At 73.1% G+C, this 17,254-nt stretch carries 15 protein-coding genes; 2 read left to right on the plus strand and 13 right to left on the minus strand.

Going from position 1 to position 17,254, the window contains the following annotated elements; all coding sequences use genetic code 11:
• Position 1: 1 nt before the first annotated feature.
• From E2B92_RS10705 to E2B92_RS10765, 13 genes are all read right to left on the minus strand, one after another.
• Complete coding sequence (locus E2B92_RS10705) at positions 2 to 691, minus strand: phosphorylase family protein (protein ID WP_126883906.1); 690 nt, start codon at positions 689 to 691, stop codon at positions 2 to 4.
• On the minus strand, positions 691 to 2,679 hold the full coding sequence (shc, locus tag E2B92_RS10710) for a squalene--hopene cyclase (protein WP_126883905.1): 1,989 nt from the start codon (positions 2,677 to 2,679) through the stop codon (positions 691 to 693). The genes E2B92_RS10705 and shc overlap by 1 nt, the downstream gene beginning before the upstream one ends.
• Positions 2,680 to 2,798: 119 nt before the next feature.
• A complete protein-coding gene (locus E2B92_RS10715) occupies positions 2,799 to 3,899 on the minus strand; it encodes a polyprenyl synthetase family protein (protein ID WP_185923521.1) in 1,101 nt (366 codons plus the stop codon).
• Positions 3,896 to 5,296 carry a hydroxysqualene dehydroxylase HpnE gene (gene hpnE / locus E2B92_RS10720; RefSeq protein WP_126883904.1) on the minus strand — a complete coding sequence of 467 codons (1,401 nt, stop codon included), beginning with the start codon at positions 5,294 to 5,296 and terminating at the stop codon, positions 3,896 to 3,898. The genes E2B92_RS10715 and hpnE overlap by 4 nt, the downstream gene beginning before the upstream one ends.
• Positions 5,297 to 5,403: 107 nt before the next feature.
• Complete coding sequence (gene hpnD / locus E2B92_RS10725) at positions 5,404 to 6,342, minus strand: presqualene diphosphate synthase HpnD (RefSeq protein WP_126883903.1); 939 nt, start codon at positions 6,340 to 6,342, stop codon at positions 5,404 to 5,406.
• 8 nt (positions 6,343 to 6,350) lie between these two features.
• Complete coding sequence (gene hpnC / locus E2B92_RS10730) at positions 6,351 to 7,256, minus strand: squalene synthase HpnC (RefSeq protein WP_185923520.1); 906 nt, start codon at positions 7,254 to 7,256, stop codon at positions 6,351 to 6,353.
• A 451-nt stretch (positions 7,257 to 7,707) separates the two neighbouring features.
• Positions 7,708 to 8,517: an ABC transporter ATP-binding protein gene (locus tag E2B92_RS10735; RefSeq protein WP_235023777.1), complete on the minus strand. Its 810-nt coding sequence runs from the start codon at positions 8,515 to 8,517 to the stop codon at positions 7,708 to 7,710.
• Positions 8,510 to 9,439, minus strand: coding sequence for an ABC transporter permease (locus tag E2B92_RS10740; RefSeq protein ID WP_126883902.1), 930 nt, complete (start codon positions 9,437 to 9,439; stop codon positions 8,510 to 8,512). The genes E2B92_RS10735 and E2B92_RS10740 overlap by 8 nt, the downstream gene beginning before the upstream one ends.
• Positions 9,440 to 9,541: 102 nt before the next feature.
• The gene (locus E2B92_RS10745; RefSeq protein ID WP_126883920.1) at positions 9,542 to 10,414 is read right to left on the minus strand and encodes a glycosyltransferase family 2 protein; all 873 of its coding nucleotides are present in this window, start codon (positions 10,412 to 10,414) and stop codon (positions 9,542 to 9,544) included.
• Between the two features lie 23 nt (positions 10,415 to 10,437).
• Positions 10,438 to 11,217 carry a CDP-alcohol phosphatidyltransferase family protein gene (locus E2B92_RS10750; RefSeq protein ID WP_126883901.1) on the minus strand — a complete coding sequence of 260 codons (780 nt, stop codon included), beginning with the start codon at positions 11,215 to 11,217 and terminating at the stop codon, positions 10,438 to 10,440.
• Positions 11,195 to 12,256, minus strand: coding sequence for an iron-containing alcohol dehydrogenase family protein (locus tag E2B92_RS10755; protein WP_126883900.1), 1,062 nt, complete (start codon positions 12,254 to 12,256; stop codon positions 11,195 to 11,197). Before E2B92_RS10755 ends, E2B92_RS10750 begins: the two co-directional genes overlap by 23 nt.
• Complete coding sequence (locus E2B92_RS10760) at positions 12,244 to 12,978, minus strand: phosphocholine cytidylyltransferase family protein (protein ID WP_126883899.1); 735 nt, start codon at positions 12,976 to 12,978, stop codon at positions 12,244 to 12,246. The genes E2B92_RS10755 and E2B92_RS10760 overlap by 13 nt, the downstream gene beginning before the upstream one ends.
• Positions 12,975 to 14,858 (minus strand): DUF5941 domain-containing protein, encoded by a 1,884-nt coding sequence (locus tag E2B92_RS10765; protein ID WP_126883898.1) that lies wholly within the window; start codon positions 14,856 to 14,858, stop codon positions 12,975 to 12,977. Before E2B92_RS10765 ends, E2B92_RS10760 begins: the two co-directional genes overlap by 4 nt.
• A 215-nt stretch (positions 14,859 to 15,073) precedes the next feature.
• On the opposite strand from E2B92_RS10765, the gene galE reads away from it, so the two are divergent.
• Together galE and E2B92_RS10775 are read left to right on the plus strand one after the other, a co-directional pair.
• Positions 15,074 to 16,063 carry a UDP-glucose 4-epimerase GalE gene (galE, locus tag E2B92_RS10770; protein WP_126883897.1) on the plus strand — a complete coding sequence of 330 codons (990 nt, stop codon included), beginning with the start codon at positions 15,074 to 15,076 and terminating at the stop codon, positions 16,061 to 16,063.
• A 131-nt stretch (positions 16,064 to 16,194) separates the two neighbouring features.
• Positions 16,195 to 17,136: a cation diffusion facilitator family transporter gene (locus E2B92_RS10775; RefSeq protein ID WP_126883896.1), complete on the plus strand. Its 942-nt coding sequence runs from the start codon at positions 16,195 to 16,197 to the stop codon at positions 17,134 to 17,136.
• Positions 17,137 to 17,254 lie beyond the last annotated feature (118 nt).

Raw genomic sequence — 17,254 nt, forward strand, 5'->3', positions numbered from 1 at the left:
CTCACCTCCTGGGGAGCAGCAAAGAACGGTGCCATTCAAAGAAAGCGGGCAATACCGAACGAAGAACACGGAAGGCAGATATTCCCCCGCGTACCGTGCCAATCCGGACGAGCTCGTGCTCCGGGGCGTCCACGACCACCCGTACGGCCGCAACCGGCCGGGACCGGACGCCCGTGCTGAGCGCGCTGCGGAGGGTGGCCGCGGACTCCATGTCGACCGCGATCGCCCCGGTGCCCCGGAGCTGGGCCCGCTCCTGGCCCCGTACGACGTGGTCGGAACCGGTCAGCGGGCCGGTGTGGACGGTCCGGCCGGGAAGGGCCCGCACCAGCGCCTTCACCAACAGCTCCGTGTCCGTGCACGGCGTGGACCCGCCGGGCCCCCGGGTCTCGTCGGCCACCACCAGGTCCCCCGGGTGCATGCCCGGCTCCAGACCGGCGCAGAACCCGGAGGCGACGACCGCGGCGCCCCGCAGGTCGCCGCCCTCCAGGGCCCGCGTGACGGCCCGCTGGGCGTTCGCCGGCCCCATGCCGGTACGCAGCACGGTGACCGGTCCGGGTGACGCGCCACCGTGCCGGCGGCGGCCGCTGCGCAGCGCGAGCTGCTCGATGCCGAGCGCGCAGGCGATGAGCATCGGCGCCGCCACCGTCTGCGGCGGCGGGGTGGAACCGGCCGGCTCCGGTTCTGCCGCCATCAGGCCCCCTTGCCGAGCCGGCCGATCGCCGGTTCGCCGTGCAGGTACCGGCCGAGCGCGGTCAGCGGGAAGACCTGCCGGTACAGGTGGTAGTTGATGGAGAAGTCCCAGGGGAAGCCGGTGCCGGTGAAGTACGGCTCGTCCCAGGAGCCGTCCTCCCGCTGGGTCTCGGCGAGCCACCGCACGCCCCGCTCCACGGCCCCGGACTCCCGCTCGCCGCCCGCCAGCAGGGCCAGCAGCGCCCACGCCGTCTGCGAGGCGGTGGAGGCACCGTGCCCGATCCACTCCTGCTCCCGGTACGAGCGCAGGTCCTCGCCCCAGCCCCCGTCGTCGTTCTGGACCGACTCCAGCCAGGCGACGGCGCGCCGGATGGCGGGGTGCGAGGGGGGCAGCCCGGCCGCGGTGAGGGCGGGCACCACCGAGCCGGTGCCGTAGACGTAGTTGACGCCCCAGCGCCCGAACCAGGCTCCGCTCGCCTCCTGTTCGGCCAGCAGCCAGGCGATGCCCCGCCGGGTGCGCGGGTGGTGTGCCTTGCCCTCGTGCGCCAGCATCTCCACCACGTGCGCGGTGACGTCGGCGGACGGCGGGTCGATGACCTCGCCGAAGTCGCAGAACGGCAGCCGGTTGGGGAAGGGGCTGGTGTTGTCGGCGTCGAAGGCGGCCCACGCCCCGTCGCGCGACTGCATGCCGGCGGTCCAGGTGGCGCCGCGCCGGACGGCCGCCTCGATCTGCTCCGGGTGGGGGTGCCTGACGCGGCGCAGCGCGAGGATCACCTCGGCGGTGTCGTCGATGTCGGGGTAGTTGTCGTTGTGGAACTCGAACGCCCAGCCGCCGGGCGTGAGGCCGGGCCGGCGGACGGCCCAGTCGCCGGGGCGGACGATCTCCTCGCCGAGCATCCAGTCGGCGGCCTTGACGAGGGCCGGGTGGTCGGGGCGCAGCCCCGCGTCGGCGAGGGCGATGGTGGCCAGGCAGGTGTCCCAGACGGGTGACTGGCACGCCTCGATCATGCGGGCGCCGTCGTCGCGCCACACGGCGAACCGGTCGAGCGACTCCAGGCCCGCGCGCATCACCGGGTGCTCCAGGTCGTAGCCGAGCAGGTGGAGCGCGATGAGCGAGTAGACGGCGGGCGGCTGGATGCCGCCCCAGCAGCCGTCGTTCTCCTGCCGTTCGACGATCCAGCGGGCGGCGGTGTTCATCGCGGCCGCGCGCAGCCGGCGGGGGGCGATCCGGTGGTAGGCGTGCAGGGCCCTGTCGAGCCGCTGGAAGGCGCCCTCCCAGCTTCCGGCCGGGGCCAGGGCCCTGGGCGGGTTGGGGACGGACGGGTCGGTGTGCAGCTCGTCGAGGGGGAAGGGGGCGGGGCGGACGGGCCGTTTGGCGGAGACGACGGTCAGCGGCACGATCGTCTGCCGGGCCCAGCAGCCGAAGTCGTAGATGTTGAGCGGGAACCACTTCGGCAGGAAGATCAGCTCGGGCGGCATCTGCGGCAGGTCCTCCCACCGCCACCAGCCGAACAGCGCCAGCCAGATGCGGGTGAAGACGCGGGCGGCGGCGATGCCGCCCCGGTCGCGGATCCAGGCGGCGGCGCGGGCCATGTGCGGCGCGTCGGGCCGGTCGCCGGCCAGGCGCAGCGCCACGTACGCCTCGACGGTGGCGGACAGCTCGCCGGGCCCGCCGTAGAAGGTGGCCCAGGTGCCGTCCTCGCGCTGGCGGCCGCGGATGTGCAGGGCGGCGGCGCGGGTGACGGCCTCGTCCTGGATGCCGAGGAACTGCCGCAGCAGGAGGTCCTCGGCGTCCATGGTGACGTTGGTCTCCAGGTCGCCCTTCCACCAGCCCTCGTCGTCCTGTTGGGCGAGGAGGTGGTCGATGGAGCGCCGGGCGGCCCGCTCGGCGACCTCCCGCAGGTCGCCCGGGGCGGTGGTGGTGGTCGTGGTGGCCGAGGGGGCGCGGGGCTCCAGGGCCCCGGTGCTTCCGTCGGTCGTCGCTGTCATGGCTTCCCCTTCGTGCAGTTGGCGTGCTGCGGCTGCGGGTGGGCCGTCGGCCGGTGACACCGTGTGCACCGGCCGGCGACTAGCGATTCATATGGTGCGGGGCCTGCTCCCGGTGGCGGTCATCGCTGGCGTACGACGACGAAGTCCGCGAGCGCGGTGAGCTGGGCGCGGACCCGTTCGGGCATGTCGACCCGGTGCAGCGCGTCGATGGCGACGGCGTGCTGCCGGCGGGCCTCGTCGGAGGTCCAGGCGCGGCCGCCGGCCTCCTCGATGAGGGCCGCGCGCATGGCGAACTCCTCCTCGGAGAAGCTGTCGAGGTCGGGGTTCTTGGCGTCGGCGGCGAGCAGCTCGCCGAGGCGCTCGGAGGCCGGGCCGCCCGCGGCGAGCGCGGCGACGACCGGCAGGGACTTCTTGCGCTGGCGCAGGTCGCTCCAGGTCTGCTTGCCCGTGGACTCGGGGTCGCCCCAGATGCCGAGCAGGTCGTCGACGGCCTGGAAGGCGAGGCCCAGGTGGTAGCCGTAGGCCTCCAGGGTGTCGGCGGTGCGGTCGTCGGCGCCGCCGAGGACGGCGCCGATGGAGCAGGCGCAGGCGAGCAGGGCCCCGGTCTTGTTGCCCTCCATCATCAGGCACTCCTCGACGGTGACCCGCTCGCGGTGCTCGTAGGAGATGTCCTGGGCCTGGCCGTCGATGAGCTTGCGGGTGGCGGTGGTGAGCCGGCGGGTGGCGCGGCCGGCCTCCACGGTGCCGAGCTCCAGCAGCAGCTCGTTGGCGAGGGCGAAGAGCGCGTCGCCGACGAGGATGGCCTGCGCCGGGCCGTGCACCTTCCACACGGTGTCGCGGTGCCGGCGCTGCTCGTCGCCGTCCATCAGGTCGTCGTGCAGCAGGGAGAAGTTGTGCACGAGCTCCACGGCGACCGCGCCGGGGACGCCGACCTCGGGCGCCACCCCGGCCGCCTCGGCGGACAGCAGGGCCAGGGCGGGGCGTACGGCCTTGCCGCTGTCGCCGTCGGCGGGCAGGCCGTGGGCGTCGATCCAGCCGAAGTGGTAGGCGGCGACGGTGTCCATGGGCGGCGCGAGCCGCTTCACCGCCTCGCGCAGGACGGGCGTGGACAGGGTCCGGCCCCGCTCCAGCAGTGCGGTGACGTCCGCGGTGTCGACGGCCGGGTTCACCGGGGGCACAGTCGGCACGGTCTCTCCTCTGGTTCCAGTACTCAGGCTCATGCCGCCTCCTCGAGCGGATGTACATGGGGGCGGCCGAGGGCCGTGAGGGCGGCGCCCGCGGCGGTGAAGCCGCTGCGCACGGCGCCCTCCATGGTCGCGGGCCAGCCGGTGGCGGTCCACGCGCCGGCCAGGTGCAGGCCCGGTGCGTTGGTGCGGGCGCCGGGCCGCAGCCGGCCGACGCCGGGGGCGGGGGCGAACGTCGCTGTCCGCTCCCGGGTGACGAAGAAGTCCCGCACCTTGGCGCCGCGTGCCGCGGGCAGCAGCCGCTCGAGCTCGGGCAGGTAGCGCTCGCGGAGTACGGAGACGGGCTCGTCGATCTCGTCCCCGGCGGCCGACTGGGACAGGGCCAGGTACTGGCCGTCGGTGTATCCGGAGGCGTCGGTGCGGTCGAAGACCCACTGGACCGGGGAGCCGAGCGCGGCGAAGAACGGGCGGCGCAGCACCGTGCGGTCGTACAGGACGTGGACGTTGAGGATCGGCGCGGTGCCGATGTCCAGCAGGCGGCCCGGGTCGTCCAGCGCGCCGTGCGGCAGCAGGTCGTGCGCCTCGCGCTGCGGTACGGCGAGGACGACGGTGTCGGCCTCCAGCCGGTCGCCGGGCACGTCGACGGACCAGCGGCCGCGCCCTCCGGGCAGGACGGCGCTGACCTTGGTGCGCAGTTCGGTGCGTACGCCGGCGGCGTCGAGCGCCGCGCGGGCGCGGGTGTCGTGCAGGTCGCCCAGCGGGACGTGCGCCCAGCCGATGTCGGCGGCGGAGGGGTCGGACAGCAGGGCGGTCTTGAAGACCATCGCGGCCAGGCCCATGGAGGCGTGCGGGGCGACGGCGTTGAGGGTGGCGACGCCGATCAGGTCCCACAGGGCTTCGACGGCGCGCCGGGACTGGCCCTGGCGGGTGAGCCAGGTGGCGAAGTCGATGCCGTCGAGGGCGGGGTCCTGCGGGTCGAGCCGCTTCAGGGCGAGCGCCGCCCGGCCCACGCTCGCGCGTTCGGCGAGCGAGAGGTGCGGATAGGTGGCGAGGCTCGCGGCGAGGTGGAGCGGCACGGGCAGGGCGGTGCGGCGCAGCCGGCCGAGGCGGGGGCCGCGCGGGTGGGCGACGTCGAGGACGGGGACGTCGAGGCGGTCCTGGAGGGGCGCGAGGTGGGCTCCGCCGACGCGGTCGAGGAACCAGCGGTAGGCGGTGCAGCAGCGGAGGTAGACGTGCTGGCCGTTGTCGACGGTGAGGTCGCCGCGCTTGAAGGAGAAGGCGAGGCCGCCGAGGCGGGGGCGGCCTTCGAGGAGGGTGACGCGCAGTCCGGACTCGGCCAGGCGCAGGGCGGCGGTGATGCCGGCGAGGCCGCCGCCGACGACGACGGCGTGCCGGGGCGAGGCGGGGCCCGGTGTCAGGTCGTCGGCGCTCATGCGGTCTCCCGTCGGGTCGTCCCGGTCCGGGACGCGAGGTGGTGGCGGAAAGTTGCCGAGCGCCGATTGTGCCGGTTCCCCGGCCGGGTCGCGGGCATCGTGACCATCTAGGCGCGCCTCCTGACATGCCGGCGGGATACGGTGCGGGCGTCGAGTCCGGACAAACCGCGCACGGCGACGTACGCCTTCTCGTGGCCGGGGAGGGTGACCCGGCCGCGCAGGACGGCCGCGGGGTCGCGCTCGATGCGGTCGAGGAGCCTGCGGTAGATGCCCGCCATGGCGGCGACGCAGGCGCCGCTGCGCCGGTCGAGCATGGGCAGCAGGCGGTATCCCTCGGCGAACAGGGCCCGGGCGCGCCGGACTTCGTAGTGGACGAGGCCGGTGAAGTCGGCGCCGGCGGGCGGCGTGGCGGTGCGGAATCCTTCGGAGCAGCCGAACTTGGCGAGGTCGTCGGCGGGCAGGTAGGTGCGTCCGGTGCCGGCGTCCTCGCGAAGGTCGCGCAGAATGTTGGTCAGTTGGAGGGCGAGACCGAGGGTATCGGCGTACTCGGGGGCGCGTGCCGCGCCGCGTGCGCCGGGCGTGGTGCCGAAGATGGCGAGCGAGAGCCTGCCGATGGCACCGGCGACGCAGCGGCAGTACACCTTGAGGTCGTCCCAGGTCTCGTACGTGTCGCCGCGCACGTCCATCAGGACGCCGTCGATGAGCTCGTCGAGGCCGCCGAGCGGGAGCGGGAAGCGGGCGGCGGCGTCGGCGAGCGCGACGGCCACGGGGTCGGTGTCGTCCTCGTCGACGGCGCCGTCGCGGATGCGGGCGAGCAGTGCGCGGGTGGCCTCGAGCCGGTCCGCCTTGGTCCCGGGGGCGAGGGTGCCGTCGCCGATGTCGTCGACCCTGCGGGAGAACGCGTACAGCGCCGACATGGCCTGCCGCTTCCCGGTCGGCAGGAGCCGGATGCCGTAGGCGAAATTGCGGGCCTGCTGCCCGGTGACGGCCTCGCAGTAGCGGTAGGCGGCCGCCACCGGCGCGGACATCTCGGTGTGTCCCTCCATGGTCCCGCTCACCCCTCTCCGCGCGCTCTGCGCAACACGGTGCCCACGGCGCGCAGCAGGCCGGCCGTGCCGGCCCTGGGCGGACCGGGGAGTACGTCGTGGCCGGCGGCGGTGATCGCGTCGAGGGCGGCGTGCCCGCCACCGACGAAGCCGGCGAGGAGGAGGCGGAGCCGGCCGTGGACGCTGCCCACGAGGGGGGTGCCGTCGTTCAGCAGCCGGCGGGCGCGTTCGGCCTCGTACGCGACGAGGGCGCGGACCGGCGCGCCGGCGGTGGGGCGGGCCAGGTCGGCCTCGGTGACGCCGAACCGCTTCATGTCCTCGGCCGGGAGGTAGATCCGGTCACGGGCGAGGTCCTCGGCCACGTCCTGGAGGTGTTCGACGATCTGGAGTGCGGTGCAGATGGCGTCGGAGTGGCGCAGGCGTTCGGGGCTGGTGGTGCCGGTGATGTCCAGGACGAGGCGGCCGACGGGGTTGGCGGAGAGCTCGCAGTAGGCGGCGAGGCCGTCGTACGTCTCGTAGCGCCGCACGAGCTGGTCCTGGCGGTTGGCCTCGATCAGGCCGAGGAACGGCTCGGGGGTGAGCGCGTGGCGCCGCACGGCCGGCCGCAGGGCGCGCAGCAGCGGGTGGGCCGGGGTGCCGTCGAAGACGCGCCGCAGGTCGGCCTCGAAGGCGTCGAGGAGGGCGAGCCGGTCCGTCTCGCCCTCGGCGCCCAGGTGGCGGGCGTCGGCGCCGCCGGGGGCCAGGTCGCCGTCGCCGATGTCGTCGACCAGCCGGGCGTAGCCGTAGACGGCCATCAGGTCGTCGCGCCAGGCGCGGGGCAGGAAGAAGGGGGCCACGGGGAAGTTCTCGCGCGCGGCCTTGTCGAGGGTGGCGCGCGTGGAGGCGTCGGGGCGCACCTGCCGGGTACCTGTCACTGGGGACTGCCCGGCGCGGGGACGGCGGGACCCTTACGGAGGCGGGGCTGGGGATTCACCGTCATTGCCGTCACGTCTCCCGTTCTACACTGCCGACCCAATACATCTCATTTCGGACACGCCGCCGGTCCCGCCGAGTGGGGCACCACCCCCGCCCCCGGCGGGGAGACCGGGGAATATGCCCCACTTGCCACGAATCGACACCGGTACAGCTTACGTTGTACAACGTCCGGGCTCGCGTTGGGGTGACCCACGCACGGAGACGCCCGGGGCCGTGCCGTCAACCACCCGGTGGGACACGGGACTTGACCGAAACATGGCATCCCCGTGGCGGGCGGCGGGGCGCGCGTTCCCGCCCCCGGCCGGCGTGCCGCTCACCGGAAGGGCCCCCGCCGCGCGCTCCGGCAGGGGCCCTCACCGGCCTCGTGCGACCGGCCGGAAACCGCCCGGACTACCTGCCGGTCTCCTTCTCGTACGCCCTGAGGACCTCGGCGGTGGGCCCGTCCATCAGCAGCTCGCCCTTCTCCAGCCACAGGACGCGGTCGCAGGTGTCCCTGATCGACTTGTTGCTGTGGCTGACCAGGAAGACCGTGCCGGCCTCCTTGCGCAGTTCCCGGATGCGCTCCTCGGAGCGGATCTGGAACTTGCGGTCACCCGTGGCCAGCGCCTCGTCGATCATCAGCACGTCGTGGTTCTTCGCGGCGGCGATGGCGAACCGCAGCCGGGCGCCCATGCCGGAGGAGTACGTCCGCATCGGGAGGGTGATGAAGTCGCCCTTCTCGTTGATGCCGGAGAAGTCGACGATGTCCTGGTACCGCTCCTTGATCTCCTCGCGCGACATGCCCATGGCCAGGCCGCCGAGGATCACGTTGCGCTCGCCGGTCAGGTCGCCCATCAGGGCCGCGTTCACGCCCAGCAGCGACGGCTGGCCGTCGGTGTAGACCCTGCCCCGCTCGCACGGGAGCAGGCCGGCGATGGCCCGCAGCAGGGTCGACTTGCCGGAGCCGTTGGTGCCGATCAGGCCGATCGCCTCGCCCCGGTACGCGGTGAAGGACACCCCGCGCACGGCGTGCACCTTGCGCACGCCCCGGGACTCGCCCTTGTCGCGGCGGATCATCCGGCTCAGCGCGGCGGTGGCGCTGCCCTTGCCCCCGCCGCCGCCGTTGACCCGGTACACGATGTGCACGTCGTCGGCGATGACCGTGGGGATGCGCGCGCCGTCGGCGCCGGTCGCGGTCACGTCGTCGGTGTGGTCAGCCACGGCCGTACCGCTCCTCTGCCTTCCAGAAGTACACGAACCCGGCCACGCCGACCAGGACCGCCCACAGCAGGGCCGCGAACCAGACGTGCGAGGGCAGGTTCTCCGAGCCGTACCCGTCGATCAGGGCGAACCGGATGAGATCCATGTAGATCGCCGCCGGGTTGTACATCAGGACGTCGGCGATCCAGGCCGGCTTGTCCTGGAGCATGATCGGGATCGAGAACATGACGCCCGAGCCGTACATCCAGGTGCGCATCACGAACGGCATGAGCTGCGCCAGGTCGGGGGTCTTGCTGCCGAGCCGGGCCATGATCAGCGACAGGCCGACGTTGAAGAGGAACTGCAGCGCCAGCGCCGGGAGGATCAGCAGCCAGCTCAGCGACGGGTAGCTGCCGAACGCGGCCGCGATCACGAACAGCACGATCATCGAGAACATGAGCTGCTGGAGCTGCTGAAGGGCGAACGAGACCGGCAGGGAGGCGCGCGGGAAGTGCAGCGCCCGCACCAGGCCCAGGTTGCCCGAGATCGCCCGCACCCCGGACATGACGGACGTCTGCGTGAACATGAACACGAAGACGCCGGTCACCAGGAACGGGATGTAGACGTCCTTCTCCATGCCGCGCCCGGCGTTCAGGATCAGGCCGAAGATGAGGAAGTAGACCGCCGCGTTCAGCAGCGGGGTCGCCACCTGCCAGAGCTGGCCGAGCTTGGCCTGGCTGTACTGGGCCGTGAGCTTCGCCTGGGAGAAGGCCAGGATGAAGTGGCGGCGCCCCCAGAGCTGCCGGACGTACTCGGCCAGGCCCGGCCGGGCACCGCTGACCGACAGGCCGTACTTGGCGGCCAGCTCCGCCGGGGACAGGCCCGCGTCCGGCGATGGCGGGGCGGTCACGGCGATCGCTCCGCCATGGGTTGTCTCACTCACAAGTGGAAAACTTTCGTGTTCACGATGCGCGGCAGGAAGGGGCGGGCGGGTCGGGTGGCGGCCAGGCCCCGGGGTGCCCCGTACTTGTCGGTGACGAGCTTGTCAGATGACGGGCGGGCGGCCCAGTCGGGTGAGGCGCCACACCGTACGCCACTTCATGGGACGGCGCGGCCCGCACGGCGTGGCCCAGCCCTCCTTGAACCCGCCGAACCACGCCTTGAGCGCCGGCGCCGAGGGGCGCCGGGCCAGCGTGAGCAGCAGCCAGACGCCGAGATAGACCGGCACCAGGGGTGCGGGCAGGTTGCGGCGGGCCAGCCAGACGCGGTTGCGGGCGATCATGCGGTGGTAGACGGCGTGCCGGGAGGGCGCGGTCGTCGGGTGGTGCAGGACCATGTCCGCGCGGTAGTCGATCATCCAGCCGGCGTCCAGGGCCCGCCAGGCGAGGTCGGTCTCCTCGTGCGCGTAGAAGAACTCGTCCGGCAGCCCGCCCACCTCGGCCAGCACCGCGGTGCGCACGGCGTTGGCGCCGCCGAGGAAGGTCGTCACGCGCGAGGAGCGCATCGGGTCGGAGGCGCGCAGCCGGGGGACGTGGCGGCGCTGGGTGACACCGGTGTCCGGGTCGGCGATCCGGAAGCTGATGATGCCCAGCTTTGGGTCCTCGGTGAACGCCCGGCGCACCAGCTCGGCGGTGTCCGTGTTCGGCAGCAGGCCGTCGTCGTCCAGGAAGAGCAGGGCGTCCACCTCGGTCCCCCCGGGGCCGAACGCCTCGATGCCCACGTTGCGGCCACCGGGGATGCCCAGGTTCTCCGGGAGGTCGATGGTGCGCACGCCCTCGGGTACGCCGGTGACGGGCGCGCCGTTGCCGACGACGACGACCTCGACCGGGTCGCCGTCCTGCTTGCGTACGGATTCGATGAGGGCGCGGAGGTCGTCGGGGCGGTTGCCCATGGTGATGATGACGGCACCCAGCTTCATCGGCGTGGTCACGGGCACCTCACTCACTTCAGCCTGCTGGAGGCGAGGATCGACACCAGGTGCAGCACCGTCTGGAGCAGCGCGATGCCGGCCAGGACGGCGACGCCCAGGCGGGAGAAGTACAGGTCGCCGCGGACGGTGTCCAGGACCGCCAGGACCACGATGAGCAGCGACGCCTCGATGCCGAGGACGAGCCGGTGGAACTTCAGCGCCGCGGCGGCCCTGCGGGCCAGCGCCATGCCGGAGGAGCGCGGCACGGCGGCCGAGTCCTGGACCGGCGGCAGGCCGCCCTGGTGGCGGGCGACGCCGACCAGGTCGGTCTCGGCCTTGATCAGGATGGCGCCGAGCGCGGCGAGGGTGCCCAGGAAGGCCCACAGCCAGTCGATCCGGCCGCCGCCCCACAGGTCGGCGGCGCGCAGGCCGAAACCGGTCAGCACGGCCGCGTCGCACAGGTAGGCGCCCACGCGGTCCAGGTACACCCCGCCCAGCGAGAACTGCTTCTTCCAGCGGGCCACCTCGCCGTCGACGCAGTCGAGCAGCAGGTAGAGCTGGACCATCAGCGCGCCCAGGAGCGCCCCGGGGATGCCCGGGATCAGCAGCGCCGGGGCCGCGAGGACACCCGCCAGGGTCATCACGTACGTGAGCTGGTTCGGGGTGACCTTGGTGGTGACCAGGAGGCGCGTGATGCGCAGGGAGATCTCGCGCATGTAGAGGCGGCCGCCCCAGTGCTCGCCGCTTCGACGGTCCTTCACTCCCGCCGGGTGAACGACCGGGCGGAGTTCAGCTACGGATGGTCTTGGCATAGTCGGCGTACGCGTCCCTGATCTGGTCGGTGGACAGGTCGAGGTGCTCGAGGATGGTGAAGCGTCCGGGGCGGGTCTGCGGCGCGTACTCCACGGCGCGGACGAACTCGTCCGGGGAGAACCCGATCTCTTCGGGCAGCACGGGCAGGCCGTGCCGGCGCAGCACCTCGGCGAAGAGCCCCGACTCCTCGTGGGCGCCGCGCAGGTGCATCGCGAAGGCGGCGCCCAGTCCGACCTGCTCGCCGTGGAGCGCGGAGCGCGCCGGGTACAGCAGGTCGAAGGCGTGGGAGATCTCGTGGCAGGCACCCGAGGCGGGCCGGGTGTCGCCGCTGATCGACATGGCGATGCCGGTGAGGACGAGGGCCTCCGCCAGCACGATGAGGAACTCGTCGTCCGCGACGGTGGCGGGGTGGCGCAGCACAGACTCCCCCGCCGTGCGGGCCATGGCGGCGGCCAGGCCGTCGACCTGCTCGCCCGTGTGCCGGTGGGACAGCTCCCAGTCGGCGATGGCGGAGATGTTGGAGATCGCGTCGCCGATGCCGGAGCGGACGAACCGGGAGGGCGCCTCCCGGATCACGTCGAGATCGATGACCATGGCGATCGGCGAGGGGACGCCGTAGGAGCCGCGGCCGTTGTCGTTGTCGAGCGTGGAGACCGGGGAGCAGATCCCGTCGTGCGAGAGGTTGGTGGCGACGGCCACCATGGGGACGCCGACCCGCGCCGCGGCGTACTTCGCCACGTCGATGATCTTCCCGCCGCCGAGGCCGACCACGGCGTCGTACCGCTTGCCCTTGATGGCGTCGGCGAGGCGGACGGCGGAGTCGATGCTGCCGTCCTCGACGCAGTACCAGTCGGCGTCCGGCAGGAGCGGCGCGAGCTTCTCGCGCAGCGCCTGGCCGGAGCCGTTGCTGATGGCCATGGCGAGTTTGCCGGATGCGGAGATCCGCTGGTCGGCCAGGAGGCCGGCCAGGTCGTCCATCGCGCCCCGGTGGATGTCGACGACGACCGGGGACGGGATGAGCCGGGTCAGTACAGGCACGCGATCTCACGGCCCTTCGCGAGGTCGTCGTGGTTGTCGATCTCTACCCAGCGGACGTCGCCGATGGACTCCACGTCGATCTGGAAGCCGCGGTCGACCAGCTCCTGGTAGCCGTCCTCGTAGTAGAGGTCCGGGTCGCGCTCGAAGGTGGCCTTCAGCGCGTCCGCGAGGTCCTCGGCGGCCTCGGGCTCGATGAGGGTGACACCGATGTACTCGCCGGTGGCGGTCGCGGGGTCCATCAGCTTGGTGATGCGGCGCACGCCCCGGCCGTCGACGATGACCTTCATCTCCTCGTCGGCGAGGTTCTTCACCGTGTCCAGGGCGAGGATGATGCGCTGCCCGTCGCCCCGGGCGGCGAGGAGGTTCTGCTCGACGGAGACCGGGTGCACGGTGTCGCCGTTGGCGAGGATGACGCCCTCCTTCAGGACGTCACGGGCGCACCACAGGGAGTAGGCGTTGTTCCACTCCTCGGCCTTGTCGTTGTCGATGAGCGTGAGCTCCAGGCCGTAACGGGCCTCCAGCTCGGCCTTGCGCGCGTAGACGGCTTCCTTGCGGTAGCCGACGACGACGGCGGCCTCGGTGAGGCCCACGGCGGCGAAGTTGGCGAGGGTCATGTCGAGGACCGTCCTCTCGCCGTCGACCGGCACGAGGGCCTTCGGGAGCGTGTCGGTGTAGGGGCGCAGACGCCGTCCGGCACCGGCTGCGAGTACGAGGCCGATCATGCGGGTTCTCCTTCGTCATGTACTGCGGGTGCTCCGGAGGACACCCAGAAGCGGATGGACTCCACGAGCACGACCAGCGCGACGGCCACCGCCAGGGCGGTCAGCGCGAGGGTGAAGCGGTCGCCCGCCGTCAGGGTCGCGGCGAGGACCACCACGACGAGCGTGCGGACCTCGTGCCCGCCGATCGTCCGCACCAGCCACGCGGGCGGCGCGCCGGTGCCGCCGCGGATGCGGTACACCGTGTCGTAGTGATGGTAGGCGACGGCCGCGACCAGCCCGAATGCGGCGGGAAGGGCCCCGGGGGCGTCCGAGCGGGCGGCGAGGACGAGGACGGTTCCGTACTCGGCGGCCCGGAAGAGGGGCGGGACGAGCCAGTCGAGGGGGCCCGTGAGGGGCTGGGAGACGGCGAGGCCCGCGAGGAGGGCATAGACGACGGCCGGGGCGACGACGCCCGCGGCGCTGTCCGCCGTCGCGAGGGCGGCACCGAGGACGGCGGTGGCGGCGAGCGCCGCGGCGAGGGGGATCGCCGGGTGGGTGCGGGAGGCGCGGGCGCGCGTCTTCGCGACCAGTTCGGCGAGGGGGCCGGAGTCGGCGAGGTCGGCGAGGGCCCGGGCGGCGCGGTCGGTGCGCGCGGCCTTGCGGGTCAGGGAGCGCAGGAGCCGGCCGGCGGTGGTGTAGCAGGCGGCGAAGGAGCAGCCGACGAGCAGGGCGTAGAAGACGATGCGGGGCGTGGTGACCGCGGTGAGGACGGCGATCATCGCCCATCGCTCACCGATCGGCAGGACTATCATCCGGCGCGCCCAGACCGTCCAGCCGCGGGCGTCGAGCTTGTCGGAGAGCGCGGCGGTGGGGCTCGTGTTGGCGGTGGCGTCGTGGTTGGCCTCGTTGAAGGAGAAGTCCACGACGTGGCGGCAGGTCTGGAGGACCATCGCGCCGAGGGCCAGCGCCCACACGTCGTCCCCGCCGCGTGCGGCGCCGAGGGCGAGCCCCGCGTAGTAGGCGTACTCCTTGGCCCGGTCGAAGGTCGCGTCGAGCCAGGCGCCCATCGTCGAGTACTGGAGCGAGTAGCGGGCGAGCTGCCCGTCGGTGCAGTCCAGGACGAAGGAGACGAGGAGCAGCACGCCGGCCGCGACGTAACCGCCGCGCGTGCCGGTCGCCGCGCACCCCGCCGCGACGAGCGCGGTGAGGAGGGAGGCGGTGGTGACCTGGTTGGGGGTGAGTCCCCGGCGGGCGCACCAGCGGGCGATGTAGCGCGAGTACGGGCTGATGAAGAAGGTGGTGAAGAAGCCGTCGCGGGCCTTCACGGCGGAGCGGAGGCGTACGGCCTCGTCGTCGACCGCCTCGACGGCGTCCCGGGTCTCCTTGCGGCTCTGCGGGTCGGCGGGCACGGCCGCGACCAGCGACCCCAGCTCGGGCCGGTGCACGGCCACCCCGTCGGCGGCGAGGGCCTCGGCGAGCCGGTCGGGCAGGGGGCCCGCGGGACGCGGTGCGGTGGCGGTGCCCGAGGGGGCGGTCGCGGCGGAGCCGGGCGTCGCGCCGCCGGGAACCTCCGCGGCGTCGACGGCGGCGGCCGGGGAGGCCGTGCCGGGGGCCGACAGGGCACGGGCCAGGGCCGGGCGGGCCTCGGGCCGGGCCGTGAGCGCGCCGGGGGCGGCGGCGGCCGGGAAGCGGGGGTCCGTCAGCGCGAGGCGCAGCGCGTGGACGTGGCCCACGAAGCGCGGGTCGACGACCGCGACGCGCTCGGCCGCCGGGACGGCGGCCAGCAGTGCGGCGGTGTCCCGCTCGTCGGCGGCGACCCGGACGTCGAAGCCCAGCGACCGCAGATCGCCCTCGAGCGGCGATCCGGGTACCGGAGGACCGGTGAGGATGGCGGTCGACAGACGAACTCACTCCTTGGAGCTGAACAGGGCTGGTGCACGGCGGCTCGGCCCGGTCGCGGGCGGCGGCACGTCGGCAGAGGCTATCGGATGAACGGAAGCCGGAGTTCACTGAGGTTTCCCGGCATCCGGCGGCCGTCCGCCAGGACGCGATCATCATCGTCGATGGGCACTCGCCCCACAAACCGCGGGTGGGGCGACCGCATAGGGTGGCCGGCATGACGTGGTTGATCACAGGCGGTACGGGATATATCGGCGCCCATGTGGCCAGGGCCATGGCAGAGGCGGGGGAACGCGTCGTCGTCCTCGACGACGTCTCGTCGGGGGTGCCCGAGCGGCTGCCCGCGGACGTCCCGCTGGTGCGCGGCTCGCTGGGCGACCGGGAGCTGGTGGACCGGACACTGGCCGGGCACGAGGTGACCGGTGTGGTGCATCTCGCGGCGAAGAAGCAGGTCGGGGAGTCGGTCGAGCAGCCGCTGCGCTACTACCGGGAGAACGTGCACGGGCTGACCGTGCTGCTGGAGGCCGTGGTCGCCGCCGGGATCGGCCGCTTCCTGTTCTCCTCGTCGGCCGCCGTCTACGGCGTACCCGAGGTGGAGCTGATCGACGAGGACACCCCGGCGGTGCCGATCAATCCGTACGGGGAGACGAAGCTGGCCGGCGAATGGCTGGTCCGGGCGACGGGCCGGGCGCACGGCATGGCGACGGCCTGCCTCCGCTACTTCAACGTGGCCGGAGCCGTCCGCCCCGAGCTGGCGGACACCGGCGTGTTCAACATCATCCCGATGTTCTTCGACCGGATCACGCGCGGTGAGGCCCCGCGCATCTTCGGTGACGACTACCCGACCCCGGACGGCACCTGCGTCCGGGACTACGTGCATGTCGCCGACATCGCGGACGCGCACCTCGCGGTCGCCCGCCACCTCGACGGCAGGCCGGGGGACCTGACCCTGAACATCGGCCGGGGCGAGGGCGTCTCGGTGCGGGAGCTCGCCGATCTCGTGGCGGAGGTCACCGGCAGCCGGCACGAGCCCGTGGTGGAGGGCCGGCGGCCGGGCGATGCGGCGCGGGCGGTCGCGTCGGTGGACCGCATCACCCGCGAGCTCGGCTGGACGGCCTCGCTCGGCGTTCGAGAGATGGTCGAGTCGGCGTGGGAAGGGTGGTGCCTGCGGCACCCGGAGGCGCGCGCCAAGGCCCGTTCGCACTGATCGTCGCGGTGCTCTGACCTGCGGGCATAACCGCAGGTCAGAGCATATGACAACGGTGTTCAGTGCCGGGTTGCGTATACCCCCCACCCGTAGTTCACTGGCCCGTGTCGTCGATCAGTGGGAGGCAGTTCATGGGGGCTGGGCACGATCACGGGCACGGGCACGGCGGGCCACCGCCGACGGGAACCGCGGCCGCCGCGTACAAGGGGCGGCTGCGCATCGCGCTCACGATCACGCTCGCGGTCATGGTGGCCGAGGTCGTCGGCGGTGTCGTCGCCGACTCGCTCGCGCTGATCGCCGACGCCGCGCACATGGCGACCGACGCGGTCGGGCTGGCCATGGCGCTGCTGGCCATCCACTTCGCGGGGCGGCCGGCGGACCAGCGGCGGACGTTCGGGTTCGCGCGGGCCGAGATCCTGGCCGCGCTGGCGAACTGTGTGCTGCTGCTGGGCGTGGGCGGGTTCCTGCTGTTCGAGGCGGTGCAGCGGTTCATCACCCCGGCGGAGACCAAGGGCGGGGTGGCGATCGCGTTCGCCCTGTTCGGCCTCGTCGCCAACATGGTCTCGCTCTCGCTCCTGGTCCGGGGCCAGAAGGAGAGCCTCAATGTGCGCGGTGCCTATCTTGAGGTCCTCGCGGACGCGCTGGGGTCGGTGACGGTGCTGGTGTCGGCCGGAATCATCCTGGCCACCGGCTGGCAGGCGGCGGACCCGATCGCGTCCCTGGTGATCGGCCTGATGATCGTCCCGCGCACGCTGAAACTGCTGCGGGAGACGCTCGACGTGCTGCTGGAGGCGGCCCCCAAGGGCGTGGACATGGCGGAGGTGCGGGCCCACATACTGGACCTGCCGGGCGTCGAGGACGTCCACGACCTGCACGCGTGGACCATCACGTCCGGGATGCCGGTGCTGTCCGCGCACGTGGTGGTGCACCAGGAGGCGCTCGACTCGGTGGGGCACGAGAAGCTGCTGCACGAGCTCCAGGGCTGCCTGGGCGACCACTTCGACGTCGAGCACTGCACGTTCCAGCTCGAGCCGAGCGGTCATGCCGCGCACGAGGCGCGGCTCTGTCACTGACCGCTGCTAGGGTTTTCCCGTTGGTCGTACCTGTGAGAGGAGCTGAGGTCGATGACCGTCGCGGTGACGGCTGCCCCGTGCAGCACCCGGTTCAGCATCGCCTCCGGCTTCCGGGTTC

It is taken from the genome of Streptomyces sp. WAC05374 (genome assembly GCF_004353505.1).
GTDB lineage: Bacteria > Actinomycetota > Actinomycetes > Streptomycetales > Streptomycetaceae > Streptomyces.

Excerpts from the sequence above, each read along its gene's own strand:
- E2B92_RS10705 (WP_126883906.1), bottom strand. The coding sequence starts at position 691 with ATGGCGGCAGAACCGGAGCCGGCCGGTTCCACCCCGCCGCCGCAGACG.
- shc (WP_126883905.1), bottom strand. The coding sequence starts at position 2,679 with ATGACAGCGACGACCGACGGAAGCACCGGGGCCCTGGAGCCCCGCGCC.
- E2B92_RS10715 (WP_185923521.1), bottom strand. The coding sequence starts at position 3,899 with ATGAGCCTGAGTACTGGAACCAGAGGAGAGACCGTGCCGACTGTGCCC.
- hpnE (WP_126883904.1), bottom strand. The coding sequence starts at position 5,296 with ATGAGCGCCGACGACCTGACACCGGGCCCCGCCTCGCCCCGGCACGCC.
- hpnD (WP_126883903.1), bottom strand. The coding sequence starts at position 6,342 with ATGGAGGGACACACCGAGATGTCCGCGCCGGTGGCGGCCGCCTACCGC.
- E2B92_RS10745 (WP_126883920.1), bottom strand. The coding sequence starts at position 10,414 with ATGAAGCTGGGTGCCGTCATCATCACCATGGGCAACCGCCCCGACGAC.
- E2B92_RS10750 (WP_126883901.1), bottom strand. The coding sequence starts at position 11,217 with ATGCCAAGACCATCCGTAGCTGAACTCCGCCCGGTCGTTCACCCGGCG.
- E2B92_RS10760 (WP_126883899.1), bottom strand. The coding sequence starts at position 12,978 with ATGATCGGCCTCGTACTCGCAGCCGGTGCCGGACGGCGTCTGCGCCCC.
- galE (WP_126883897.1), top strand. The coding sequence starts at position 15,074 with ATGACGTGGTTGATCACAGGCGGTACGGGATATATCGGCGCCCATGTG.
- E2B92_RS10775 (WP_126883896.1), top strand. The coding sequence starts at position 16,195 with ATGGGGGCTGGGCACGATCACGGGCACGGGCACGGCGGGCCACCGCCG.